Origin of the sequence: Dyella telluris (assembly GCF_014297575.1) — a bacterium.
Lineage (GTDB): Bacteria > Pseudomonadota > Gammaproteobacteria > Xanthomonadales > Rhodanobacteraceae > Dyella > Dyella telluris.
The window spans coordinates 3983908-4007916 of sequence record NZ_CP060412.1 but is presented as its reverse complement, the minus strand read 5'-3'; the positions used below and the strand labels follow the sequence as shown (position 1 = coordinate 4007916).

The window sequence follows — 24009 nt, the reverse complement described above, 5'->3', positions numbered from 1 at the left end:
CATGCCGGCCCGCAGCCCCGCCGAGGCAACACGGGCCAAGTCAACGATGAACACGCACTCAGTCCTCGGACTCGTCCCTGGACGGCGCCGGGTTGCGCTCGCTGTCCTGGCGGAGCAGCGTTTCGATGCGCTCGCCCTTGTCGACCGAGTCGTCATACTTGAAGCGCAGTTCCGGCACGCGGCGCAGGCGCATGCTGCGCGACAGCTCACGGCGGAATTCCACCGCCAGCTCCTTGAGCGCCTTCATGGCCTCGACGGAACGCTCCGGCTGCAGGGCGGTCACCCAGACCGTAGCCCAGTCCAGGTCGCGGGTTACTTCCACGTCGGACACGCTGACCGACGGCAGGCCGTGGTCGCGCACGGCGGCATGCACCAGCAGGCCAATTTCGCGGCGCAGTTCAGCGCCGACGCGGTCGGTACGTTTGAAATCGCGTGAGGGCATGACGCACTCCTTCCGGCACGGACACGCCCACATGGCGGGTCCCGAAAAACGAAGCGAGCGATGTGGATCTCCACACCGCCCGCCGATAAAACCACCGCTGGGGTGATGGCCCGATGCACGGGCCATCCACCATTACAGCGTGCGGGCAACCTCGATACGCTCGAAGCACTCGATCTGGTCGCCGACCTTGACGTCGTTGTACTGCTTCACGGCGATACCGCATTCCATGCCGTTGCGCACTTCGTCGACCAGCTCCTTGAAGCGACGCAGCGATTCCAGTTCGCCCTGGAAGACCACGGTGTTGTCGCGGAGCACGCGGATCGGCTTGCTGCGCTTGACCGTACCTTCGGTGACCATACAACCGGCCACTGCGCCGAACTTGGAGCTGCGGAAGACCTCGCGTACCTGGGCGATGCCGATGATCTCTTCGCGCACTTCCTTGCCCAGCAGACCCGAAGCGGCCTGCTTCACCTGATCGATCACGTCGTAAATGATCGAGAAGTAACGGACGTCGAGGCCCGACGTATCGATCACCTTGCGTGCCGAGGCATCCGCACGGACGTTGAAGCCGATGACCAGCGCCTTGGAGGCGGCAGCCAGGGTGGCGTCGGACTCGGTGATGCCGCCGACGCCGGCCGCGATCACGTTGACCTTCACGTTTTCGTTGCCGATCTGGCTGAGCGACTCGCGCAGCGCCTGCACCGAACCCTGCACGTCGGCCTTGACCAGGATGTTGAGCGTCTGCTGCTCGGCACCCTGACCCATCTGGGCCATGATGTCCTCAAGGCGGTTCGCCTTGCTGACCATGCGCGTTTCACGACGCTTGAGCTGACGCTCGGCGGCCACTTCACGCGCAAGGCGCTCATCAGCCACCACCACGAAGTCGTCGCCCGACTCCGGCACACCGGACAGACCCAGCACCTGCACCGGAATGGACGGACCGGCTTCCTGCACGGTCTTGCCGTTCTCGTCGATCAGCGCACGCATGCGGCCGTACTCGATACCGCAGACGACGAAGTCGCCGCGCTTGAGCGTGCCCTGCTGCACCAGCACCGTCGCCACCGGGCCGCGACCGCGGTCCAGACTGGATTCGATGACCACACCCGAAGCCGGACCGTCTTCAACGGCGGTCAGCTCCATCACTTCGGCCTGCACCAGGATCGCGTCCAGCAGGTCGTCGATGCCCATGCCGGTCTTGGCCGAGATCGGCACGAACGGCGTGTCACCACCCCACTCTTCCGGAATCACTTCCAGGTTGCCGAGGCCCTGCTTGACGTGGTCCGGATTGGCGTCGGACTTGTCCATCTTGTTGAGTGCCACGATGAGCGGCACCTTGGCGGCGCGCGCATGCTGCACGGCTTCCGCCGTCTGCGGCATGACACCGTCGTCAGCGGCCACCACCAGCACCACGATGTCCGTCGACTGGGCGCCGCGGGCACGCATGGACGTGAACGCCGCGTGGCCCGGGGTGTCGAGGAACGTGATGACGCCCTTGGGCGTTTCCACGTGGTAGGCACCGATGTGCTGCGTAATGCCACCCGCTTCGCCCGAGGCAACCTTGGTGCGGCGGATGTAGTCGAGCGTGGAGGTCTTGCCGTGGTCGACGTGGCCCATGATGGTGACCACCGGCGGACGCGGCTTCTTCTCGCCCTCCAGCTCCGCGTTCTGCGTGTGGGCAGCCAGCGCGGCTTCGGCGTTGTTCTCGCTCACGGCCACGGCCTTGTGACCGAGTTCCTCGATCACCAGCACGGCAGTGTCGTGGTCGATGGTCTGGTTGATGGTGGCCATCACGCCCATCTTGAAGAGGGCCTTGACCACTTCCGAACCCTTCACCGCCATCTTGTTGGCGAGATCGGCCACTACGTTGTTGTCGCCCACCATCACTTCGCGCACGACCGCAGCGGTCGGACGGGTGAAGCCATGCGGACCACTGGAGCCCTGCGAGTTGGAGCGGCCCATGTCGCGGCCAGAGCCGCCACGGCCCGGCTTGCCACCGCGCTTGTTGTTGCTGGAACGGCGCGCGCGATCGGCATCGCTCAGATGCAGTTCGCCAGCCGCGAAACGCTTGCCGCCGGGACCTTCGTCCTTTTCGCGGGCATAGCGCGTCTTGTTGCCACTGGCAGGGGCTGCGGCAGCACCGGCTGCAGCGGCCTGTGCGGGCGCCGGCGCGGGTGCGGGTGCCGGAGCCGGCGTGACCACCACCTTCTTTTCGCGGCGACGCGGCTCATGGATGGTCGGCACGATCATGCCGAGGGAGCTGTGGTCGATCCTCTGCACGGCAGCCGGTTCGGCCGGTGCGGCCTTTTCGACCGGCTGGGCGGCAACCGGAGCCGGGGCCGGAGCGGGCGCCAGCGCGGGTTCCGCGCGAGCGGCAGCGGCGGCCTCGACGGCGGCCTGGCGCTCTTCCTGCTCCTTGGCGCGCGCAGCGGCCTCAGCCTCAGCCTGCTGGCGACGCTGTTCTTCTTCCGCTTCGCGCTGGCGCTGGGCTTCTTCCGCCCGCTGCGCTTCTTCCTGGCGGCGGAGGTCGGCTTCGGCGCGCTCGATCTCTTCGTGATCGCGCTGGGCCTGCGATTCCTGCAGCTTGCGCACGGCCTCTTCGCGCTCGACGTCGCTACCCGCCTCTTCGGCGATGACGCTGCGCTTGACGTAGGTGCGCTTGGTGCGGACTTCGACGTTGACCGTCTTGGCCCCACCCGTCGCACCGCGGCCGCCTGGCGTGGACAGCTTCAGCTCGCCGCGCGTGCTGCGCTTGAGCGTGATCTGGCGCGGGGACGCGCTTTCGCCTTCGGCAGGTGCGTCCTTGCCGTGGCTGCGCCGCAGGAAGCCAAGCAGCTTCATCTTTTCCGTGCTGCTGATGATCTGCTCAGGGTCCGAGAAGGACATGCCAGCCTGACTCAGCTGCGTAAGCAGCCTGTCGACGGGCACCTTCATGCTCTGGGCAAGTTGTTTGATCGTTTCACCGGACATCGTGTTCTTTCTCCGCCGTTCCCGCGCTTATCGTCCGTGCGGCCTTGCCTGCACGGCCACCACCATCCGTGGTGGAAGGCCTTCCGGCCTTCCTCGGCGCGCCCATCCAGGGCGCGTCCGCCCGCGGTTAGCCGCCCTTCTCCAGGCGCGCGATCATCGGTGCTCGCGCAGCCATGATCAGCGCAGCGGCACGCTCTTCGTCCATACCTTCGATGTCGATCAGGTCGTCAACCGCGAGGTCGGCCAGATCGTCCAGCGAAACCACTTCACGCGAGGCCAGCACGAATGCCGTTGCCTCGTCCATGCCCGGCAGGTGCAGAAGCTCTTCCGACGGCTGGTGCTCGTCGATGCTCTCTTCCACTGCCAGTGCCTCGGTGAGCAGCGCGTCGCGGGCGCGGGCGCGGAGCTCTTCGACGATGTCTTCGTCGAAACCTTCCACCGCCAGCAGCTCGGCGCTGGGCACATAGGCGATTTCTTCGACGCTGGAGAAGCCTTCCTGCACGAGGATGCTGGCAATCTCCTGGTCCACTTCCAGCTTGTCCATGAACAGCTGGCGAGCGGCTTCCTGTTCGGCCTCGCTCTTAGCGGCGACCTGGTCCTGCGTCATCACGTTGAGCTGCCAGCCGGTGAGCTTGCTGGCGAGGCGCACGTTCTGGCCACCGCGACCGATGGCCTGGGACAGCTTGTCCTCGGCCACGGCGATGTCCATGGAGTGCTTTTCTTCGTCCATGATGATGGACTGCACTTCCGCCGGCGCCATCGCATTGATGACGTACTGGGCCTGGTTTTCATGCCACAGGATGATGTCCACGCGCTCGCCGTTGAGCTCGTTGGACACGGCCTGCACGCGCGAACCGCGCATGCCGATGCAGGCACCGATGGGATCGGTGCGCGAATCGTGGGCCACCACGGCGATCTTGGCGCGGTCACCCGGATCGCGGGCGCAGCCCTTGATCTCGACCAGGCCCTGACCGACTTCCGGCACTTCGAGCTTGAACAGCTCGATCATGAATTCCGGCGCGGCGCGCGACACGAACAGCTGCGGGCCACGAGCTTCCGAGCGCACCTCGTAGAGGTAGCCGCGGACGCGATCGCCGACGCGGGCCGATTCGCGAGGAATGGTCTTGTCGCGCGGGATGAAGGCCTCGGCATTGCTGCCCAGGTCGAGGTAGACGTTGCCGCGCTCGACGCGCTTGACGATGCCGGTGACCAGCTCGCCCACGCGCTCACGGAAGGCGTCCACCACCTGCATGCGCTCGGCTTCGCGCACGCGCTGCACGATCACCTGCTTGGCGGCCTGTGCGGCGATACGGCCGAATTCGGCGTTCTCGATCTGGTTTTCGATGTACTCGCCGATCTCGGCGCCTTCGCGCTCGTCGACGGCGTCCATCAGGCGGATCTGGTGGAACGGCGACTCCATCTCACCGTCGTCGGCGATGATTTCCCAACGACGGAAGGTTTCGTAGTCGCCGGTGTGGCGGTCGATGACCACGCGGATGTCCGGATCTTCATCCGGGTAGCGCTTCTTGGCAGCGGACGCGAGCGCCGCTTCCATCGCCTGGAAAATCACTTCCCGCGGCACGCCCTTTTCATTGGCAACCGCGTCAACCACCAGCAAAAGTTCTTTGCTCATTGCAGCAACTCCGTAGACACCACTGGCGTCCGATCGGTTTCGAATGGTTTAGTTCTTTGACGACTTCTTGGCCGGACCTTTGCCGGGCTTGGGCTGGGGCGCATAACCGAGCGCCACCCAGTCCGGCACCACGCGCGCGCTTTCCACTGCGTCATGGTCGAACTCGAAGGTCTTGCCTTCGGCTTCCAGCGAAATACGTTCGCCTTCCACCGCCGTAACCTTGCCGCGAAGACGACGCCGGCCTTCCAGCGGCACCTTCAGCAGAATCTTCACTTCCTTCCCGGCCACCTTGGCGAACTGCGCCGCGGTGAACAGCGGGCGATCAATGCCCGGGGAAGACACTTCCAGCACGTAGTGGCCCGGAATCGGATCTTCCACATCCAGCATCGCCGACAGCTCGCGGCTGCCTGCCTCGCAATCATCCACCGTGACTTCGCGCCCTTCGGCGTCGATGTAGACGCGCAGGGTACTCTGCCCCTGCGACGGGGAGAACTCCACGCCGATGCATTCCAGCCCGAGATCGGCCAGAACTTCCGTGAAGCGTTGAGCCAGTACCTGCGTATCCATTGAGTTTGCCTACCGTTACCAGTCGCCAGAAACAAAAAATGGGCTCAAGCGGCCCATTCCCTGCTCTTTTGCAAGAGCGTTCTCGCCGATGTCCCGACCCATCCAGAATCTTCCGGGGCACCGTACGAGCAGCATTAAAGCGGCCTGTGACATACGTGCGACGCTTCCTTGCGCCCAACAAAAAAGCCTCACGAGGAGGCTTTCTTGTTCTAAGAAAGATCTGGTAGCGGGGGTAGGATTCGAACCTACGACCTTCGGGTTATGAGCCCGACGAGCTGCCAGACTGCTCCACCCCGCATCAGAGTCCGGAAATATTAGCGAGATGGCCGATTTCTTGCAAGCCTTTTCGCAAAAATAATTTCACATAACCCGACAAGCCAACGTGACGGACATGGGTCCGTCACATTGTTTTTCAACCGACGAACACGCTCTGGCACCAGCCGAACAGCGGGCCCCACACAATGCCGAGCACCAGCAGCGCCAGCACATTCAGGGACAGCACCAGGCGAACCGACATGTCCTTCTGCAGGTGCACTTCGGCGCCCTCCACCGGCTTGTCGAAGTACATCACCTTGACGACGCGCAGGTAGTAGTAGAGGCCGATGATGGCGAACACGGCACCGACGATGGCCAGCCACATGAAACCGGCGTGGATGGCGGCCTGGAACACCAGCAGCTTGCCGAAGAAGCCGAACAGCGGCGGCACGCCAGCCAGCGAGAACATCACCAGCATCATCAGGAAGGCAGCCCAGGGCGAACGCTGGTTCAGGCCCTTGAGGTCGTCGATCTCTTCGCACTCGAAACCGGCGCGGGCCAGGGCCAGGATCACGCCGAAGGCGGCGGCGCCGGTCAGCGCGTAGCTGATGGCGTAGAACAGGCCAGCGGCATAACCCTCGGGACCCGCATTGACCAGGCCGACCAGCAGGTAACCCATGTGTGAGATGGTCGAATAGGCCAGCAAGCGCTTCAGGTTGCTCTGCACCAGGGCAACGATGTTGCCGATGGCCAGCGACAGCACGGCCAGGCAGGCCAGCATCAGCTGCCAGTGGTTGGCCAGGTCGCCCAGGCCGGTGCCCAGCAGGCGGTAGGCCATGCCGAAGGCAGCCAGCTTCGGAGCGGAACCGATGAAGATGGTCACCGCCGTCGGCGAACCCTGGTACACGTCCGGGATCCACATGTGGAACGGTGCGGCACCCAGCTTGAAGCCGATACCCACGATCATGAAGATCAGGCCGAACACCAGCAGGTGCGGCATGGCCGTCTGCGTGGCTGCCATGTGCAGGTGCGACAGGTCGAGCGTCTTGGTGGCACCGTAGACCATCGACATGCCGTACAGCAGCATGCCCGAGGCCAGTGCACCCAGCACGAAGTACTTGATGGCCGCTTCGGACGACAGGCGCGAATCACGGTTCAGTGCGACCAGCGCGTACGACGACAGCGTCAGCAGTTCCAGGCCCAGGTAGACCATGATCAGGTTGCCGGCCGACACCAGCAGCATGATGCCGATCACCGCGAAGATGGTCAGCGTGTAGAACTCGCCGACGAACAGCTTGCGGTCCATCAGGTACGGCTTGGCGTAGACGAACACCAGCACCGTGCTCAGCAGCGCGAAGACCTTGAGGATCTCGGCCACGCCATCACGGATGAACATGCCACCGAAGGCGGAAACCGGTTGGCTCGGCTGGCCGGTGATGACCAGGTAAATGGCCACCAGCAGCACGCCGATGGACAGCCAGTGCAGCATCGGACGCTGCTCGGGCTTCATGAAGGCATCCAGCAGCAGCAGCAAGCACGCCGCCGCCACCAGATAGAACTCCGGCAACAGGATCAGAATGTCATTGAGATTCGGCATGATCGGTCCTGCTTAGATCTTGTGGTTGGCAAGCTGGGTCACGAGCTGCGAGACCGACGAATCCATCAGATGGATCAGCGGCTGCGGCCAGATGCCCAGGGCCAGCACGGCAATGGCGAAGGCGCCGAGAACAAACCATTCACGGCCATTGATGTCCTTCATCTCGGCCACGTGCGGGTTGGTGATGTCACCCCACAGCACGCGCTTGACCATGTACAGCGTGTAGGCCGCGCCGATGATCAGGGTGAAAGCGGCGAAGAAGGCGATCCACGGATTGGCCTGGAAGCTGGCCAGGATCACCTGGAACTCGCCCACGAAACCGCTGGTACCCGGCAGGCCGCTGTTGGCCATGGCGAACAGCACGTAGAAGAAGCCGAACCACGGCATCACGTTGATGACGCCGCCGTAATCCTTGATCTGGCGGGTGTGCATGCGGTCATACAGCACGCCGATGCACGAGAACATCGCGCCCGACACGAAGCCGTGCGAGATCATCTGCACCATCGCACCCTGCATGCCCAGCTTGGCTGCATCCAGGTTGTTGGCGCCGCGCACCAGCATGAAGGCGATGAAGATACCCAGCGTGACGAAGCCCATGTGAGCGACGGACGAGTACGCCACCAGCTTCTTCATGTCTTCCTGCACCAGCGCGATGTAGCCGATGTAGACCACCGCCACCAGGCTCAGGCCGATGACCAGCCAGGCAAAGTGTTCGGAAGCATCCGGCACGATCGGCAGCGAGAAGCGCAGGAAACCATAGCCACCGATCTTCAGCATCACCGCGGCCAGCACCACCGAACCACCGGTAGGCGCTTCCACGTGCGCGTCCGGCAGCCAGGTATGCACCGGCACCATCGGCACCTTCACCGCGAAGGCGATGAGGAAGGCGAAGAACAGCCAGGACTGCTCCTGCATGGTCAGCGGCAGCGCGGCCAGCGTGGCCAGGTCGAACGAACCCGCCTTCAGGTACAGATAGATCAGGCCCACAAGCATGAAGATGGAGCCGAAGAACGTGTAGATGAAGAACTTCAGCGTGGCGTAGACGCGACGCGGACCACCCCAGACACCGATGAGGATGAACATCGGGATCAGCATGGCTTCGAAGAACACGTAGAACAGCAACGCGTCGGTGGCGCAGAACACGCCGATCATCAGGCCCTCGAGCACCAGCATGGCGGCCATGTACTGGTGCGGGTTGGTCTGGATGACCTCCCAGGCGCCGATGATCACCAGGATGCCCACGAAGGTGGTCAGCAGGATCAGGGCGACGGAGATGCCGTCGACGGCAAGGCTGTAGTGGACGCCGAGCGAGGCGATCCACACGTGGTTCTCCGCGAGCTGCTTGGCGCTGTCGGCCGCGTTGAACTGCGGCAGTACGCAAAGGCTGACCACGAAGGTGAGGATGGCCACCAGCAGCGCGATCCAGCGCGCTGCATTGGGACGGGCTGAGCCGGCGAGCAGCACCGGGATGGCACCCAGAACGGGAAGCCAGATCAGCAGGCTGAGCAAATGATTGAACATGGAGCAGGTTCCCTTATTGCCCGACCAGCCAATACCCGCCGAGCAGCAGGATCAGGCCGAGGATCATCGCGAAAGCGTAGTGATAGAGATAACCGGACTGCAGGCGACGCACGCCACCCGCGATGCGGTCCACCAGACTCGCCGAACCGTCGATCAGCACACCGTCGATGACAGCGGCGTCGCCACCCTTCCACAGGGCACGACCCAGCGCCATGCCGCCACGGGCAAACACGGCGAAGTACACGGTGTCGAACCAGTACTTGTTGTCGAGCACGGTGTAGATCGGCTTGAGCGCACTCTTGATGCGATCAGCCACGGCCGGGTTGAACAGGTAGATGTAGGTCTGGATGGCAAAGGCAGCCAGCACCAGGAAGAACGGCAACTGGGTGAAGCCATGCAGGCCGGCCGAGAACCAGTCGTGGAACTCCTTGCCCAGTTCGCCGAGCACGTTGTTCGCTTCGTTCACGTGGATGGCCGAACCGAACCACTCACCGAACAGCATCGGCTTGACCGCCAGCGCACCGACGATGATCGACGGGATGGCCAGCAGGATCAGCGGCAGCGTCACCACCCACGGCGACTCCTTCGGTGCATGCTCGAGGACGCCCGGCTCATGGTGGCCGTGATCATCCGCATGCGAATCGTCGTGATGCGCGTCGTGCGATGCATGAGCGTGATCGTCATGACCATGGCCATGACCATGACCGTGCTCCACCACGAAACGCTCCTTGCCGTGGAAGGTCAGGTACATCTGGCGGAAGGTGTACAGCGCGGTCACGAAGGCGCCGGCCATCACGCAGAAGTACGCGTAGCTGGCACCGGCGCGGTGCGACTCGCCCACCGCCTCGATGATCGCGTCCTTCGAGTAGAAGCCCGCGAAGAACGGCACGCCGCACAAGGCCAGCGAACCGATCCACATGGTGATCCAGGTGATCGGCATGTACTTGCGCAGGCCGCCCATGTAGCGCATGTCCTGCTCATGGTGCATGGCGATGATCACCGAGCCTGCGCCCAGGAACAGCAGCGCCTTGAAGAAGGCGTGGGTCATCAGGTGGAACACCGCACCGGCGTAGGCCGACACGCCCAGCGCCACCGTCATGTAGCCCAGCTGCGACAGCGTGGAGTACGCGACGACGCGCTTGATGTCGTTCTGCACGATGCCGATCAGGCCGGTGAACAGGGCGCCGGTGGCACCAATGATCATCACGAAGCTGAGCGCGGTCTCCGACAGCTCGAAGAACGGCGACATGCGGGCGACCATGAAGATGCCGGCGGTCACCATCGTCGCGGCGTGGATCAGTGCCGAGATCGGGGTGGGGCCTTCCATCGAGTCCGGCAGCCACACGTGCAACGGCACCTGGGCAGACTTGCCCATCGCGCCGATGAACAGCAGGATGCAGATGACCGTGGCAGCGTCCCAATGGGTGCTCTGCGTGATCTGCAGCGTCTTGCCCACCAGGGTCGGCGCCGCGGCGAAGGCCGTGGCGTAGTCCAGCGTGTTCAGGAAATACAGCACGCCCGCGATGCCCAGCAGGAAGCCAAAGTCACCCACGCGGTTGACCAGGAACGCCTTGAGGTTGGCGAAGATCGCAGTCGGGCGCTTGTACCAGAAGCCGATCAGCAGGTACGACACCAGGCCCACTGCTTCCCAGCCGAAGAACAGCTGCATGAAGTTGTTGCTCATCACGAGCATCAACATCGAGAAGGTGAACAGCGAGATGTAGCTGAAGAAGCGCTGGTAGCCCGGGTCTTCGGCCATGTAGCCGATGGTGTAGATGTGCACCAGCAGCGACACGAAGGTCACCACCACCATCATCATGGCGGTCAGGCGATCGATCATGAAGCCGACGTGGGCGCTGTAGTTGCCGATGTCGAACCAGGTGTAGATGTTCTGGTTATAGACCGGCGCACCGCCCGCGGTGATCTGGTAGAGCACGTAGAACGAGAGGCCGCAGGCAATCGCCACGCCAAGAATGGTCGCGGTGTGGGCGCCGGCACGGCCGATGAAGCGACCAAGAAAGCCCGCCAGCACGCACCCGACAAGCGGTGCGAGGGCGATGGTCAGCAGAATGGAGGTGGACAATTCCATCGGGTCAGCCCTTCATGCTGTCGATTTCGGCGACGTTGATGGTGCTGCGGTTACGGAACAGCAGAACCAGGATCGCCAGGCCGATGGCGGTTTCCGCCGCAGCCACGGTGAGGATGAAGAACACGAACACCTGCCCCGCCACGTCGGTATTGAAACGCGAGAACGCGACGAAGTTGATGTTCACCGCCAGCAGCATCAGCTCGATCGACATCAGCAACACGATGACGTTCTTGCGGTTGATGAAGAGACTGGCCAGGGCGATGCAGAACAGCACCGCGCCGAGCACGATGAAGTGCGAAAGCGTGATCATGGGGTGTTCTCCTTGCCTTCTGCCGGCTGCGGTGCGACGGGGACTTCAGCCGCCATCTTCACCACGCGGATGCGGTCACGTGCATTGACGGCGACCTGCTGGGACGCCTGCTGATGGCGCACGCCGGTGCGATGACGCACGGTCAGCACCACGGCAGCCACCACGCCCACCGTCAGGATCAGCGCAGCGATCTCGAACGGCAACAGGAACTGCGTATAAAGCGCGCTACCCAGCCAGGCGGTGTTGGACATGCCGGCGGCCGCGGCCGGATCGGCACCCAGCACCTGCGTGTGCATGGCATTTACGCCAATCAGGGCAAGCATTTCGGCCAGCATGACCAGGGCCACGATGATGCCCACCGGCAGGTACTTGATGAAGCCTTCCCTCACCTGCTCCTGCTTGATGTCCAGCATCATCACCACGAACAGGAACAGCACCATCACTGCACCGACGTAGACCACGATGAGCGCGATGGCGAGGAACTCCGCTTCGGCCAGCAGCCAGATGCAGGCCGTGCTGAAGAAGGTGAGCACCAGCGACAGCACGGCATGCACCGAGTTGCGCAGGGTGATCACGCCCAGCGCGGCGATCACAGTGACCGCGGCGAAGGCGTAGAAACAAACGAGTTGGAACACAGACGAATCAATCACGGTAGTGTCCTCAACGATACGCGGCGTCTTGAGCGCGGGCGGCTGCGATGTCCTGCTCGAAGCGATCGCCGATGGCGAGCAGCTGCGGCTTGGTCACCACGTTCTCGCCACGCTGCTCGAAGTGGTACTCGTGGATGTGCGTTTCGACGATCGAGTCCACCGGGCAGCTCTCTTCGCAGAAACCGCAGAAGATGCACTTGAACAGGTCGATGTCGTAGCGCGTCGTGCGGCGCTGGCCGTCGCTTTCACGCGGAGCCGAGTCGATGGTGATGGCCAGTGCCGGGCACACCGCCTCGCACAGCTTGCACGCGATGCAACGCTCTTCGCCGTTGGCGTAGCGACGCAGGGCATGCAGGCCACGGAAACGGTTGGACTTGGGGATGTGCTCCATCGGGTAGCGCATCGTGTACTTGGGGCTGAACATGTAACGCATGGTCAGGCCCAGGCCCTTGAACAGCTCGATGAGCAGCAGGCTTTTGAAATAGTGAGTTACGCGGGACATGGTTTTCTTCAGCCTCCCGTGCCGACGGTGACCCAGCCGAAGTACTTCATGCAGCCGGCGACGAGGACCCAGACGATGGTGATGGGAATGAATACCTTCCAGCCCAGACGCATGATCTGGTCATAGCGGTAGCGCGGGAAGCTGGCGCGGAACCACAGGAAGAGGAACGCGAACACGAACACCTTGACGAACAGCCACAGGATGCTGTCGTGCCCCAGGAAGCCCCACGAGGCCGGGAACGGCGACAGCCAGCCGCCCATGAACAGGATCGAGGCCAGGAAGCTGACCAGGATCATGTTGGCGTATTCGGCCAGGAAGAACAGCGCGAAGGCCGAGCCGGAGTATTCCACGTGGAAACCCGCGACGATTTCCGATTCACCTTCCGCCACGTCGAACGGCGCACGGTTGGTTTCGGCCACGCCCGAGATGAAGTAGATGACGAAGACCGGCAGCAGCGGCCACATGAACCACTCGAAGATGCCCTTCGTACCGGCCTGGGCATGCACGATGTCGGTGAGGTTCAGCGAACCGGCCAGCACCAGCACGCACACCAGGCACAGGCCCATGGCCAGCTCGTACGAGATCACCTGGGCGGCCGAACGCATGGCACCCAGCAGCGCGTAACGCGAGTTGGAGGCCCAGCCGGCGAGGATGATGCCGTACACGCCCAGCGAGGTCATCGCCAGCAGGTACAGCAGGCCAGCATTGACGTTGGCCAGCACCAGCTTGTCGTTGAACGGAATCACTGCCCAGGCGGCCAGCGCCGGGACCAGTGCGATCAGCGGTGCGAGGTAGTACAGCACCTTGTTCGCGCTGGTCGGAAGGATCACTTCCTTCAGCAACAGCTTGGTGACGTCGGCGAAGGCCTGCAGCAGACCGAAGGGACCGACCTTGTTGGGTCCCATGCGGACGTGCATCCAGCCGAGAACCTTGCGCTCCCACCACACGTACAGCGCCACCGTGATCACCAGCGGCAGGACGATGCACAGGATGTAGATGATCGGCAGGCCGAGCTGATTGATAAGCTGATCGACCATGTGCTTACGCCTTGCTCAGGGTGAGGGCTGCGCCGTACGGGGGCAGCGTGACAGTGTCGTCGTGTGCAGCTTCGATCCACGCCGCGCCATCGGGCACGGTCACGTCGATCACCAGGGGCAGCACCGCATCGGCAACGCGCACGGCATCGCCCTCGCCCAGGCCCAGTCGCTTGGCTTCATCCGCATTGACGCGGACGGCCGGCGCACGGTTGAGCGGGTGCTTGCTGAGCGCGGTGGCGCGACGGAGCACGGCATCGGTGCGGTAGATCGGCCAGGTAGCCAGGCGGCTGACGCCACCGGTGGCCGGGCGCGACGCCAGCTCGGCACGCGCGGTGTGCGCACGCTCGCTGATGCCTTCACGCAGGCCGGCCAGGTCGTCGAACTCGAAACCGGCCATATTGAGAACGCCGCCGAGTGCACGCAGCACCTTCCAGCCCGGACGAGCCTCGCCCGGTGCCTTGGCACCGGCGGCGACGCTCTGCGACAGGCCATCGACGTTCACCAGCGTGCCGTCGATTTCCGGCAGCAGGCCGATCGGCAGGATCACGTCGGCCGCTTCGCGCAGCGCATCGCTGGCGTAGGCGGAGAACGCGACCACCTTCTGTGCGCCCTTGAGCGCCTTCAGGAAGGCGGCACCATCGGCCACGTCCTGCGGCTCCACGCCGTACAGCACGTAAGCCTTGCGCGGCTGGGCCAGCATGGCCTGCGCATCGAGGCCGCCATTGCCCGGCAGCACGCCGACACGGCCCAGGCCCACGGCGTTGGCACCGACCGGCAGTTCGTTGTAGCCCGCACCGGTGGCCTGCGCGATGAACTGCGCCACGGCACGCAGCCACGAGGCCTGCGGATGCGTGACAGCAGCTTCGCCAAGGATGACCACGGCACTGCCGCTCTTCAGCTGAGCGATGGCGTCCTTGTCACCCTGGTCGGAGGCGGCACCGTTGATGGCATCGGCCAGCGCGGCCGGTGCCGCAGCACCTGCCTCGACAGCGGCCTTGGCCAGCGCGAGCAGCGCATCGACCAACGCCTGCGGCGCCACGATGGCTTCGCCGGCCAGCTTGTAGTTGAAGTCGAAGCTCGCCGGGTTCACGGCGTAAACCTTGGCGCCCTTCTTCACCGCCTGGTGGATGCGGTGATTGACCAGCGGCAGTTCATGGCGCAGGTCGGAACCGACCAGCAGCGCCGCCTTCAACTTGTCGAGCTCGGCCACCGGCTTGCCAAACGGCTTGGCAATCGCGTTGTCGGCGAAGTCGAGCTGGCGCACGCGGTGATCGACGTGGGCGCTGCCCAGGCCACGGGCCAGGCGAACCAGCACGTCGCCTTCTTCGCTGGTCGTGGCCGGATGCACCAGCACGCCCAGGTCGCTGCCCGGCACGGTCTTCAGTGCTTCGGCGGCGGCGCCCAGTGCGTCTTCCCACGTGGTGGAAATCCACTGGCCGTTGCGCTTGACCTGCGGGGCGCTGACGCGGTCAGCCGCGTACAGGCCCTGGTGGCTGTAGCGATCGCGATCGGACAGCCAGCACTCGTTGATCGATTCGTTGTCGCGCGGCACCGTGCGCAGCACTTCGCCGCGGCGCGTGTGCAGCCACAGGTTGGAGCCCAGCGCATCGTGGTAAGCCACGGACGGCTTGGCCACCAGCTCCCAGGCGCGGGCCTGGAACTGGAACGGCTTGTTGGTGAGCGCGCCCACCGGGCAGACGTCGATGATGTTGCCCGAAAGCTCCGTCTCGATCGTCTTGCCGATGTAGGTGCCGATCTGCAGGTTGTCACCACGGCTCATGCCGCCAAGCTCGTAGGTGCCGGCGATTTCGCTGGTGAAGCGCACGCAGCGCGTGCACTGGATGCAGCGCGTCATCTCGGTGGCGACCAGCGGGCCGAGGTTCTCGTCCGCAATGGTGCGCTTGCGCTCGGTGTAGCGCGACACGCTGCGGCCGTAGCCCAGCGCCACGTCCTGCAGTTCGCACTCGCCGCCCTGATCGCAGATCGGGCAATCCAGCGGGTGGTTGATCAGCAGGAACTCCATGACGTCCTTCTGATACTTCAGGGCGACGTCGGTGCGGGTCTTCACCTTCATGCCTTCGGCCACCGGCGTGGCGCAGGCCGGCTGCGGCTTCGGCATGGGCTTGCCGCCCATTTCCACTTCCACCAGGCACATGCGGCAGTTGGCGGCGATGGGAAGCTTGCGGTGGTAGCAGAAGCGCGGGATGTTGATGCCGATGGCATCGGCCGCCTCGATGATCATGGCGCCCTTGCGGATCTGCGTGGGCTTGCCATCGACCTCGATGTTGATCAGGTCAAGATTTGGCGTAGTGGGCTGCGCACTCATGCGGCGGCTCCAAGCTTGTCGTCGACAATGGAGCGACCATTGACGATGTAGTACTCAAATTCATCCCAGAACTGGCGCAGGAAGCCCTGCACCGGCCACGCGGCGGCTTCGCCGAACGCGCAGATGGTGTGGCCTTCGATCTGGCCGGCAATGGCCTTGAGGCGGTGCAGGTCGTCCATCGTGCCTTTGCCTTCCACGATGCGATCCAGCACGCGGTGCATCCAGCCGGTGCCTTCGCGGCACGGGGTGCACTGGCCGCAGCTTTCCTTGTGGAAGAACTGCGAGATGCGGCGGGTGAAGCGGACCGTGCAGACGGTGTCGTCGAGCACCACGATGGCGCCCGAGCCGAGGCCCGTCTTGAGATCACGCAGGGTGTCGTAGTCGAACGGCAGGCCCTTGAGCTGTTCGGCACGCAGCACCGGCATGGACACGCCACCCGGCACGGCACCCTTCAGCGTGCGGCCCGGACGCAGGCCACCGGCCATTTCCAGCAGCTCGTCGAAGGTGGTGCCCAGCGGCACTTCGAAGTTGCCGCCCTTCTGCACGCAACCGGAGACCGAGAAGATCTTCGGGCCACCGTTCTTGGTCTTGCTCTGCGCCAGGAACCAGTCGGCACCCTTGCGCAGGATGGCCGGCACCGAGGCGTAGGTTTCGGTGTTGTTGATGGTGCTGGGCTTGCCGTACAGGCCGAAATTGGCCGGGAACGGCGGCTTGAAGCGCGGCTGGCCCTTCTTGCCTTCCAGCGATTCCATCAGCGCGGTTTCTTCGCCGCAGATGTAAGCGCCGGCGCCGAGGGCACCATAGATGTCCACGTTCAGGCCGGTGCCCTGGATGTTCTTGCCCAGCAGGCCGGCGGCATACGCTTCCTTCAGTGCCTCTTCGAAGTGCTCGAACGGCTCGTGATGGAACTCGCCACGCAGGTAGTTGTAGGCAACGGTCGAGCCCGTGCAGTAGCACGCAATGGCCATGCCTTCGATCACCGCATGCGGGTTGAAGCGCAGGATGTCGCGGTCCTTGCAGGTGCCCGGCTCCGACTCGTCGGAGTTGCAGAGGATGTACTTCTGCATGTCGCCCTTGGGCATGAAGGACCACTTCAGGCCGGTCGGGAAGCCCGCGCCGCCACGGCCGCGCAGGTTCGACTTCTTGATCTCTTCGATCAGCGTGTTCGGATCGGGCTTCTCGGCGAGGATCTTCTTCCACGCTTCATAACCACCGACCTGGAGGTAGCTGTCCATCGCCCACGGCTTGTCGAAATGCAGCGTGGTGTAGACAACCTGATGTTCTTTGGGTGCGGGTCCGTAAGCCATGTCGCCCTGCCCTTACTTGAGACCGTCGAGAATCTCGTCGATCTTCTGGATCGACAGACGCTCGTGGTAGTGACCATTGACGGTCATCGCCGGCGCGCTGGCGCAGGCGGCGATGCATTCTTCTTCGCGCTTGAGGTACACGCGGCCATCGGCGGTGCTTTCACCGAGCTTGATGCCCAGTTTCTGCTCGCAATGTTTCACCAGGTCTTCCGCGCCGTTGAGCCAGCAGGAGATGTTGGTGCAGATGGCGACGTTGTTGCGGCCGACCGGCTTGGTCTCGAGCATCGAGTAGAAGCTGGCAACCTCGTAGGCCCACACGGCAGGCAGGTCGAGGTACTTGGCAACGGCCGTGATCAACTCGTCGGTGAGGAAGCCCTGGTTCTGTTCCTGCGCGGCGAACAGCGACTGGATCAGCGCCGAACGCTTGCGGTCGGCAGGAAAACGGGCAACCCACTCTTCGATGTGATGACGAGTGTGTTCAGTGAGTACGACGAGCGGGTCGACGTTCTTGACCTGCTCGTAATTTCCGGTGGCTTTCATGTGTGCTTTCCTCCGGGCTCAGCGATCGACTTCGCCGAACACGAGGTCATAGGTACCGATCATCGCCACCACGTCGGCCAGCATGTGGCCACGCACGATGGCGTCCATCGACGAAAGATGGGCAAAACCCGGGGCACGCAGGTGCACGCGGAACGGCTTGTTCGCACCGTCGGAGACCAGGTAGCAACCGAACTCGCCCTTCGGCGCTTCCACGGCGGCGTAGGTTTCGCCGGCCGGTACGCCATAGCCCTCGGTAAAGAGCTTGAAGTGGTGGATCAGCGCTTCCATGTCCTCCTTCATGTTTTCACGATGAGGCGGAGCGACCTTGTAGTTCTGCACGATGACCGGGCCCGGGTTGGCCTTCAGCCACTTCACGCACTGCTGGATGATGCGGTTGGACTGGCGCATCTCTTCCACGCGGACCAGGTAACGGTCGTAGCAGTCGCCGCCCACGCCCACCGGGATGTCGAAATCCACCTCGGCGTACTTGGCGTACGGCTGCTTCTTGCGCAGATCCCAGGCAATGCCCGAGCCGCGCAGCATCACGCCCGTCATGCCCCAGGCCTGGGCCTTTTCCGGCGGAATGACGCCGATGCCGACGGTACGCTGCTTCCAGATGCGGTTGTTGGTGAGCAGTTCCTCGTACTCGTCCACCTTGGTCGGGAAGTCGTTGGTGAACGCTTCCAGGTAGTCGAGCATGGAGCCTTCGCGCCAGCTGTTGAGGCGCTTGAGGTCCTTGCCCTTGTGCCAGGGCGACTCGCGGTACTGCGACATGTGGTCCGGCAGGTCGCGGTAGACGCCACCCGGACGGTAGTAGGTCGCGTGCATGCGCGCGCCCGACACCGCCTCATAGACGTCCATCAATTCCTCGCGCTCACGGAACGCGTACAGGAACACCGCCATCGCACCCAGGTCGAGCGCGTTGGAACCGATCCACATGAGGTGGTTCAGGATGCGGGTGATCTCGTCGAACATGGTGCGGATGTACTGGGCACGCTCCGGCACCTCGATACCCATGAGGGTTTCGATGGCGCGCACGTAGGCGTGCTCGTTGCACATCATCGACACGTAGTCGAGACGATCCATGTAGCCGATCGACTGGTTGAACGGCTTGGACTCGGCCAGCTTCTCGGTGCCGCGGTGAAGCAGGCCCACGTGCGGGTCGGCGCGGACGATGGTTTCGCCGTCCATCTCCAGCACCAGGCGCAGCACGCCGTGCGCAGCAGGATGCTGCGGGCCGAAGTTCATCGTGTAATTGCGGATCTCTTGCATGATCAGTTATTCCGCCAGTTGTCGGCCGCCTCGGCCTTGGCCTGCAGCAGGTCGGCGTCGTCACGGATGACGCGCGGCACGAGCACGCGCGGTTCGATCGACACGGGTTCGTACACCACTCGCTTCTGCTCGGGGTCGTAGCGCACTTCGACGTTGCCGATCAGCGGGAAATCCTTGCGGAACGGATGGCCGACGAAACCGTAGTCGGTGAGGATGCGGCGCAGGTCCGGGTGGCCTTCATAGACGATGCCGTACAGGTCGAACGACTCGCGCTCGAACCAGTTCACGCCCGGGTAGATACCCGTCAGCGACGGCACCACCGGCAGCGTGTCGTCTTCGCAGAACACGCGCAGGCGCACGCGCTGGTTGTTCTCCAGCGACAGCAGGTGAACGATGGAAGCGAAGCGGTTCGGCAGCGTGTCCGGACGCGGGCGGTCGGACCACGTGAAGCGGCCCATGGCCTCGCCTTCGACACCGCGCGAGAAGCCGGTACCGGAAACGGTCTCGGTATCCCACTCGGTCTGGCCGTAGCTCATGTAATCGATGCCGCAGACGTCGATGGGCACGCCGAAACGGAACGGTGCCTCGTCGCGCAGCGCGGTGGCCACGGCGAGCAGGTCGGCGGCGGCCACTTCGGCGGTGACTTCGTTGCGGACGACGCTGATCTTCAGCGTGTCGCCGAATCGCGCGGCGAGGCGCTCGGCCAGCGAGTTGATCGGTGTATCAGTCATGGCTCAACTGCGCCTTTGTCAGGAACGCGCGATGGTGTTGGTGCGGCGGATCTTCTTCTGCAACTGCAGGATGCCGTGGATCAGCGCTTCGGCCGTCGGCGGGCAGCCCGGCACGTAGATGTCCACCGGCACGATGCGGTCGCAGCCGCGCACCACCGAGTACGAATAGTGGTAGTAGCCACCGCCGTTGGCGCAGCTACCCATCGAGATGACCCACTTGGGGTCGGGCATCTGGTCGTAGACCTTGCGCAGCGCCGGGGCCATCTTGTTGACCAGGGTGCCGGCCACGATCATCACGTCGGACTGGCGCGGACTCGGGCGGAACACCACGCCGTAGCGATCCAGGTCCAGGCGCGCGGCGCCAGCATGCATCATTTCCACGGCGCAGCAGGCCAGACCAAAGGTCATCGGCCACATCGAACCGGTGCGCGCCCAGTTCATCAGGGCGTCAACGCTGGTCGTAGCGAAACCGCGCTGGATGACGGGGTTGTCCTCAGCCGGACGCAGGATGTCGTCCACGAGGTTCAACGGCTGCGGGTTGTGCATCACCCGGTCAAGGGACGAGATCACTCCCATTCCAGTGCTCCCTTCTTCCACACGTAAGCAAAGCCAATGACCAGAAGCAGCAGGAACAACGCCATTTCGATCAGGGCGATAAGGCCGATCTTGGTGAACACCACTGCCCACGGGAACAGGAAGGCGATTTCCAGATCGAAGATGATGAACAGGATCGCCAGGAGGTAGTACCGCACGTCGAAGCGCATGCGGGCGTCTTCGAAGGCTTCGAAGCCGCACTCGTAGGGCGAGAGCTTCTCCGATTCAGGGCGACGCGGGCCGGCCAGGAGGCCAATGACCAGCAAGACCACGCCAAGGCCGGCGGCGACGCCGATGAACAGCAGAATGGGCCAGTATTCGGCAAGCACGGTAAAACGTACCTCCGCGCCTTCATTGGCGCATCAGTGACCGTCGGGGAAACGGTCCGGAACTGGATTCGGCAAGGCCCGCGAGGGCCAAAGGTTGTGCACCACGATCACGGTGCTTGCGCAGCTGCGAACGTCCGACTTTCCACGATCAGAGTCGGGAATCGCGACATTGTATCAGCGCGCTTAACAACAACAAGCCTTGACCGGTAATTGGAAGGCGATTTGCAAGTGCTTGCGAGCGCCCTGTGGCGCGGATGGCGCACGCACCCGACCAAGGTCTAGGTCACATGGTGTGCGTGGGGCGCTCGGAACCGGCCATACCGGCGAGAATGTTTTCGATGCGTGTGCGCGCGGCCTCGCCATCGACGGACTCGTTGAACTGCACGCCGATGCCCGCCGTGCGGTTGCCCTGCGCACCGACGGGGGTCACCCAGACCACCTTGCCGGCCACGGACAGGCGCTCGCCTTCGTCGGTGAGGTTGATCAGCAGCACCACCTCGTCGCCCAGGGAGTACTTCTGGGCGGTGGGCGCGAACAGCCCTCCGCTCTTCAGAAAAGGCATATAGGCGTTATAGAGCGACGCCGCGTCCTTGATCTTCAACGAAATGATGCCCTGGCGGGCGGCAATGACCGGATTCATGAACGCTCCTGCACGCCGCCGATGCGACGCCCCTCCCGCGCATCGTAACGACCGCCACGACCCAGCGACAAGCGAGATGTCGACGGACTGTGACGGAAGATGCCTCTGCGGAGGCTCCGGTCAGGCGTTGCCCAGCTCGCACCAACCCCAGCGATCGAAAATCCAGGGGGATGGCACGTTCATGTGCAGCTTCACGAAACGCGGGCCTTGCACGGCCGGATCCAGCCCGTGCAGGACATGACGCCCCTGCCCGTCCATCGCCAGCGGGGCATCGCGCCAGGGCCAGTGGCGGACGCCACCCGCATCCACCATGGTCAGGTGCATCCAGCCCTGCAGCAGCGGCGAGGGCTGCCAGGGCAGCACCGCCGACTCCACCGCACCGGCCGCATCCGGGGTCCAGTGGTAGCGCTCGGCCCGGTCCGCCATGCGCCGCATGCGCTTGCCACTCAAGGCCATCTGGCTGCCATGGCAGGCCAACGCCGCCATCTTGTTCACGTGAAGGGCCACCGAGGAGTCCAGCTTCACCCTGCCCGCTCCGGTCACTTCATGGCCATGCACCAGGAAGGAGAGCATCCGCGGCGCCTCGCCGTTCCAGCGGGCCACGGCCAGCCGGGTCAAGACATGGGCGGCACTGTGGTCGGGGTGGTGATCACCCAGCGCGGGCAGTGCCACCAGTGTCGGCCGGAAATCCTCCAGCCGCTCGCGAATGACCGCCACGCTGTCGTCCAGCGCGTCACGCAGGCGACCGGTGACACCCATGTCAGGCCAGCCCTGTGGCCTCAGGGCCTGCGAGTCCACGCCCAGCTGGATCAGGGCGCGGGCCACTTCGCTGCGGCGACGCTCGCCCCAGCGACGGCGCTCATCCGGACCAATGCGGAGCCGACGCTCCACCCAGCGCTGCGGCCAGGGGTTGTTGTCGCCATTGGTCAACAGAAGGATCTGCACCTCGCCGCCGGCCTGGCGCACCTGCTGGATCAGCTCGCCAGTGGCAATGGATTCGTCATCGGGGTGCGGGGCCACCACCAGGAGGCGTGTCCCGGCGTGCAGGGTCAGCGCCATCTCAGCCTCCCGCGACAACCGGTGGCGCAGGACGCCAGCCGCGATCGAAGGCCTGCGACCACACCCAGGCCACCGGCGTGCCGTTGCTCACCACCAGGTGATGGGTTCCGCGACCGAGGGTCCAGTGATCGGTCACCGGGCCACCATCGAGGCTGCCGCTGAGGCGCTGGTGGCCATCGGTCACCACATAGTCTCCGGGCACATTCACTTCGAGGGTCTGTTCCATGCGGGAATCCGGGAAGAGCCTCCCGGCCACCCAGATGTCCCCGTCGTCCGCACGCATGTAATTGAGCATCACGAAGCGTGCACTCGCCGATGGCAGGCGACGCAGGATCACCAGCATGGTCTGGTGATTGATCAGGTCGTCCGAAATGGTGTCGACCATCTGGCCGCGACGCAGCCGGCGCATGGCCAGGCTTTCCAGCACAGGGTAGTACGGGCGCGAGCGGAAGATCATGTCCCCCTTGGGATCCATCACCGTGTCGCTTTCATTGGTGTAGCGAAGCACGGTGGCCAGCTCGGCGCGCTGCGCGGCCAGATTGTCCTGCCACGGCGGCGCGTAGGCCACCACCGTCGCCAGCTCCAGTGTCACGACCACGATGGGCAATGCCTGCCGTAACTGGGGGCGACGCCCGAGCCATTGCCAGGTGGACGCCCAACCCGCCGCGGCGATGGTCAGCGTGGGAATGACCGGCAGGAAATCCTGCTTGGTGATGAGCGGCCAGATGAACCAGATCAGCAGCACATACAGGCCGCCCTGCAGGCCGAAGAACACGATCCAGTCGAAACCGTGCTCCGAATGCTGACGCGCCTGGCGCAGGCAGGCCACCACCAGCACGGCGGCAAGCAGCACGAACCACAACCACTGCTGCGCGGCATGTCGCTTGCTGGCACCACCGACGTTGTAGCCAGCCAGCCCGAACCAGGCATCGCCCAGCAAGCCATGCGAGGCCAGCCAGGCCAGGAAGATGGCGGGAACCACCAGCAGGCCCAGCAAGGTGGCGACCCAGCAACGGACGCCGGCACGCGGTGCATCCGCCGGCCGCCACAGGCGGACCACGCCAGCCGCCACCACCGTCGTGGCCAGCAGCACCAGCGTCTTCTGCGAAACCGACAACGCACAGCCAAAGGCGAGTCCGGCCAGGAAATAACGCCAGGTACGCGGCGGCGCCCCTGCAACGAAGGACAACCCCAACAGCCACATCGCCATCCACATGTCGTCCGTGCGGAACTGTCCGCTGACGATGAAGAAGCGCGGGAACAATCCGGCGACAAACACCACCACCAGGGCCACGCGCCAACCATAGAGGCGACGCGCCATCCAGCCGGTTGCCCCCAGCGCCACGACGTACCAGAACTGCATGGCCAGGCGCAGCCAGGTCAGCACGTCCGGACGATTGTCCAGCAGGCGCAGCAGTGGCGAATGCAGCCAGCCGAACAAGGGACCGTGGTTGTCGAACACGTCACGGTAAGGCAGCAACCCCTGCGTCCATGCCCAGGCCACATGCGCGTGCTGTGATTCGTCCGAATTGAGCGTATACGCGTTGAGCCACGCCAGTCGGAGGACCAGCAGGAAGAGGAGGGAAATCCACGGCCAGATGGGGAAGTGGCGTCGGGAGGAAAACGTCATCCGGACAGGTT

21 protein-coding genes and 1 tRNA gene are annotated in these 24009 nt (G+C 64.1%); all 22 read right to left on the bottom strand.

Translation table 11 applies throughout. The annotated features are described in order from the left end of the window. Positions 1 to 58 precede the first annotated feature (58 nt). Positions 59 to 442, bottom strand: coding sequence for a 30S ribosome-binding factor RbfA (rbfA, locus tag H8F01_RS17660; protein WP_187056349.1), 384 nt, complete (start codon positions 440 to 442; stop codon positions 59 to 61). Positions 443 to 574: 132 nt separating this feature from the next. Beyond that, positions 575 to 3409, bottom strand: coding sequence for a translation initiation factor IF-2 (gene infB / locus H8F01_RS17655; RefSeq protein WP_187056348.1), 2835 nt, complete (start codon positions 3407 to 3409; stop codon positions 575 to 577). A gap of 127 nt (positions 3410 to 3536) precedes the next feature. Next, positions 3537 to 5042: a transcription termination factor NusA gene (gene nusA / locus H8F01_RS17650; RefSeq protein WP_187056347.1), complete on the bottom strand. Its 1506-nt coding sequence runs from the start codon at positions 5040 to 5042 to the stop codon at positions 3537 to 3539. A gap of 48 nt (positions 5043 to 5090) precedes the next feature. Beyond that, on the bottom strand, positions 5091 to 5609 hold the full coding sequence (locus H8F01_RS17645) for a ribosome maturation factor RimP (protein WP_187056346.1): 519 nt from the start codon (positions 5607 to 5609) through the stop codon (positions 5091 to 5093). 221 nt (positions 5610 to 5830) lie between these two features. Next, positions 5831 to 5907 (bottom strand) — tRNA-Met (locus tag H8F01_RS17640). A 114-nt stretch (positions 5908 to 6021) separates the two neighbouring features. Further along, positions 6022 to 7461 carry an NADH-quinone oxidoreductase subunit NuoN gene (gene nuoN, locus H8F01_RS17635; protein ID WP_187056345.1) on the bottom strand — a complete coding sequence of 480 codons (1440 nt, stop codon included), beginning with the start codon at positions 7459 to 7461 and terminating at the stop codon, positions 6022 to 6024. A 12-nt stretch (positions 7462 to 7473) separates the two neighbouring features. Next, a complete protein-coding gene (locus H8F01_RS17630; protein ID WP_187056344.1) occupies positions 7474 to 8982 on the bottom strand; it encodes an NADH-quinone oxidoreductase subunit M in 1509 nt (502 codons plus the stop codon). Between the two features lie 13 nt (positions 8983 to 8995). Further along, positions 8996 to 11071 carry an NADH-quinone oxidoreductase subunit L gene (nuoL, locus tag H8F01_RS17625; RefSeq protein WP_187056343.1) on the bottom strand — a complete coding sequence of 692 codons (2076 nt, stop codon included), beginning with the start codon at positions 11069 to 11071 and terminating at the stop codon, positions 8996 to 8998. A gap of 4 nt (positions 11072 to 11075) precedes the next feature. After that, a complete protein-coding gene (gene nuoK / locus H8F01_RS17620; RefSeq protein ID WP_187056342.1) occupies positions 11076 to 11381 on the bottom strand; it encodes an NADH-quinone oxidoreductase subunit NuoK in 306 nt (101 codons plus the stop codon). After that, positions 11378 to 12028, bottom strand: a complete 651-nt coding sequence (locus H8F01_RS17615) for an NADH-quinone oxidoreductase subunit J (protein ID WP_187059356.1) — start codon at positions 12026 to 12028, stop codon at positions 11378 to 11380. The genes nuoK and H8F01_RS17615 overlap by 4 nt, the downstream gene beginning before the upstream one ends. A gap of 13 nt (positions 12029 to 12041) precedes the next feature. Continuing rightward, entirely contained in the window at positions 12042 to 12533 is a 492-nt protein-coding gene (nuoI, locus tag H8F01_RS17610) for an NADH-quinone oxidoreductase subunit NuoI (RefSeq protein ID WP_046970163.1), read from the bottom strand. 8 nt (positions 12534 to 12541) lie between these two features. Further along, entirely contained in the window at positions 12542 to 13570 is a 1029-nt protein-coding gene (nuoH, locus tag H8F01_RS17605) for an NADH-quinone oxidoreductase subunit NuoH (protein WP_187056341.1), read from the bottom strand. 4 nt (positions 13571 to 13574) lie between these two features. Next, positions 13575 to 15896: an NADH-quinone oxidoreductase subunit NuoG gene (gene nuoG, locus H8F01_RS17600; protein WP_187056340.1), complete on the bottom strand. Its 2322-nt coding sequence runs from the start codon at positions 15894 to 15896 to the stop codon at positions 13575 to 13577. Further along, positions 15893 to 17203: an NADH-quinone oxidoreductase subunit NuoF gene (gene nuoF / locus H8F01_RS17595; protein ID WP_187056339.1), complete on the bottom strand. Its 1311-nt coding sequence runs from the start codon at positions 17201 to 17203 to the stop codon at positions 15893 to 15895. The genes nuoG and nuoF overlap by 4 nt, the downstream gene beginning before the upstream one ends. Positions 17204 to 17215: 12 nt before the next feature. Beyond that, entirely contained in the window at positions 17216 to 17743 is a 528-nt protein-coding gene (gene nuoE / locus H8F01_RS17590; RefSeq protein ID WP_187056338.1) for an NADH-quinone oxidoreductase subunit NuoE, read from the bottom strand. Positions 17744 to 17761: 18 nt separating this feature from the next. After that, the gene (locus H8F01_RS17585; protein WP_187056337.1) at positions 17762 to 19015 is read right to left on the bottom strand and encodes an NADH-quinone oxidoreductase subunit D; all 1254 of its coding nucleotides are present in this window, start codon (positions 19013 to 19015) and stop codon (positions 17762 to 17764) included. Between the two features lie 2 nt (positions 19016 to 19017). Continuing rightward, positions 19018 to 19746 (bottom strand): NADH-quinone oxidoreductase subunit C, encoded by a 729-nt coding sequence (locus H8F01_RS17580; protein ID WP_187056336.1) that lies wholly within the window; start codon positions 19744 to 19746, stop codon positions 19018 to 19020. An 18-nt stretch (positions 19747 to 19764) separates the two neighbouring features. Next, positions 19765 to 20322 carry a NuoB/complex I 20 kDa subunit family protein gene (locus H8F01_RS17575; RefSeq protein ID WP_026034090.1) on the bottom strand — a complete coding sequence of 186 codons (558 nt, stop codon included), beginning with the start codon at positions 20320 to 20322 and terminating at the stop codon, positions 19765 to 19767. Next, positions 20313 to 20669 (bottom strand): NADH-quinone oxidoreductase subunit A, encoded by a 357-nt coding sequence (locus tag H8F01_RS17570; protein ID WP_187056335.1) that lies wholly within the window; start codon positions 20667 to 20669, stop codon positions 20313 to 20315. The genes H8F01_RS17575 and H8F01_RS17570 overlap by 10 nt, the downstream gene beginning before the upstream one ends. A gap of 283 nt (positions 20670 to 20952) precedes the next feature. Next, complete coding sequence (locus tag H8F01_RS17565; protein ID WP_187056334.1) at positions 20953 to 21309, bottom strand: PilZ domain-containing protein; 357 nt, start codon at positions 21307 to 21309, stop codon at positions 20953 to 20955. 120 nt (positions 21310 to 21429) lie between these two features. Further along, positions 21430 to 22368 (bottom strand): PIG-L deacetylase family protein, encoded by a 939-nt coding sequence (locus H8F01_RS17560; RefSeq protein WP_238481036.1) that lies wholly within the window; start codon positions 22366 to 22368, stop codon positions 21430 to 21432. Position 22369: 1 nt separating this feature from the next. Further along, positions 22370 to 23998 (bottom strand): ArnT family glycosyltransferase, encoded by a 1629-nt coding sequence (locus tag H8F01_RS17555; protein ID WP_187056333.1) that lies wholly within the window; start codon positions 23996 to 23998, stop codon positions 22370 to 22372. Positions 23999 to 24009 lie beyond the last annotated feature (11 nt).

Excerpts from the sequence above, each read along its gene's own strand:
- H8F01_RS17645 (WP_187056346.1), bottom strand. The coding sequence starts at position 5,609 with ATGGATACGCAGGTACTGGCTCAACGCTTCACGGAAGTTCTGGCCGAT.
- nuoI (WP_046970163.1), bottom strand. The coding sequence starts at position 12,533 with ATGTCCCGCGTAACTCACTATTTCAAAAGCCTGCTGCTCATCGAGCTG.
- H8F01_RS17555 (WP_187056333.1), bottom strand. The coding sequence starts at position 23,998 with ATGACGTTTTCCTCCCGACGCCACTTCCCCATCTGGCCGTGGATTTCC.
- H8F01_RS17575 (WP_026034090.1), bottom strand. The coding sequence starts at position 20,322 with ATGGGAGTGATCTCGTCCCTTGACCGGGTGATGCACAACCCGCAGCCG.
- H8F01_RS17560 (WP_238481036.1), bottom strand. The coding sequence starts at position 22,368 with ATGGCGCTGACCCTGCACGCCGGGACACGCCTCCTGGTGGTGGCCCCG.
- H8F01_RS17585 (WP_187056337.1), bottom strand. The coding sequence starts at position 19,015 with ATGCAAGAGATCCGCAATTACACGATGAACTTCGGCCCGCAGCATCCT.
- nuoF (WP_187056339.1), bottom strand. The coding sequence starts at position 17,203 with ATGGCTTACGGACCCGCACCCAAAGAACATCAGGTTGTCTACACCACG.
- nuoH (WP_187056341.1), bottom strand. The coding sequence starts at position 13,570 with ATGGTCGATCAGCTTATCAATCAGCTCGGCCTGCCGATCATCTACATC.
- H8F01_RS17580 (WP_187056336.1), bottom strand. The coding sequence starts at position 19,746 with ATGACTGATACACCGATCAACTCGCTGGCCGAGCGCCTCGCCGCGCGA.
- infB (WP_187056348.1), bottom strand. The coding sequence starts at position 3,409 with ATGTCCGGTGAAACGATCAAACAACTTGCCCAGAGCATGAAGGTGCCC.
- H8F01_RS17630 (WP_187056344.1), bottom strand. The coding sequence starts at position 8,982 with ATGTTCAATCATTTGCTCAGCCTGCTGATCTGGCTTCCCGTTCTGGGT.
- nuoE (WP_187056338.1), bottom strand. The coding sequence starts at position 17,743 with ATGAAAGCCACCGGAAATTACGAGCAGGTCAAGAACGTCGACCCGCTC.
- nuoL (WP_187056343.1), bottom strand. The coding sequence starts at position 11,071 with ATGGAATTGTCCACCTCCATTCTGCTGACCATCGCCCTCGCACCGCTT.
- H8F01_RS17565 (WP_187056334.1), bottom strand. The coding sequence starts at position 21,309 with ATGAATCCGGTCATTGCCGCCCGCCAGGGCATCATTTCGTTGAAGATC.
- nuoK (WP_187056342.1), bottom strand. The coding sequence starts at position 11,381 with ATGATCACGCTTTCGCACTTCATCGTGCTCGGCGCGGTGCTGTTCTGC.
- nusA (WP_187056347.1), bottom strand. The coding sequence starts at position 5,042 with ATGAGCAAAGAACTTTTGCTGGTGGTTGACGCGGTTGCCAATGAAAAG.
- nuoG (WP_187056340.1), bottom strand. The coding sequence starts at position 15,896 with ATGAGTGCGCAGCCCACTACGCCAAATCTTGACCTGATCAACATCGAG.
- rbfA (WP_187056349.1), bottom strand. The coding sequence starts at position 442 with ATGCCCTCACGCGATTTCAAACGTACCGACCGCGTCGGCGCTGAACTG.
- nuoN (WP_187056345.1), bottom strand. The coding sequence starts at position 7,461 with ATGCCGAATCTCAATGACATTCTGATCCTGTTGCCGGAGTTCTATCTG.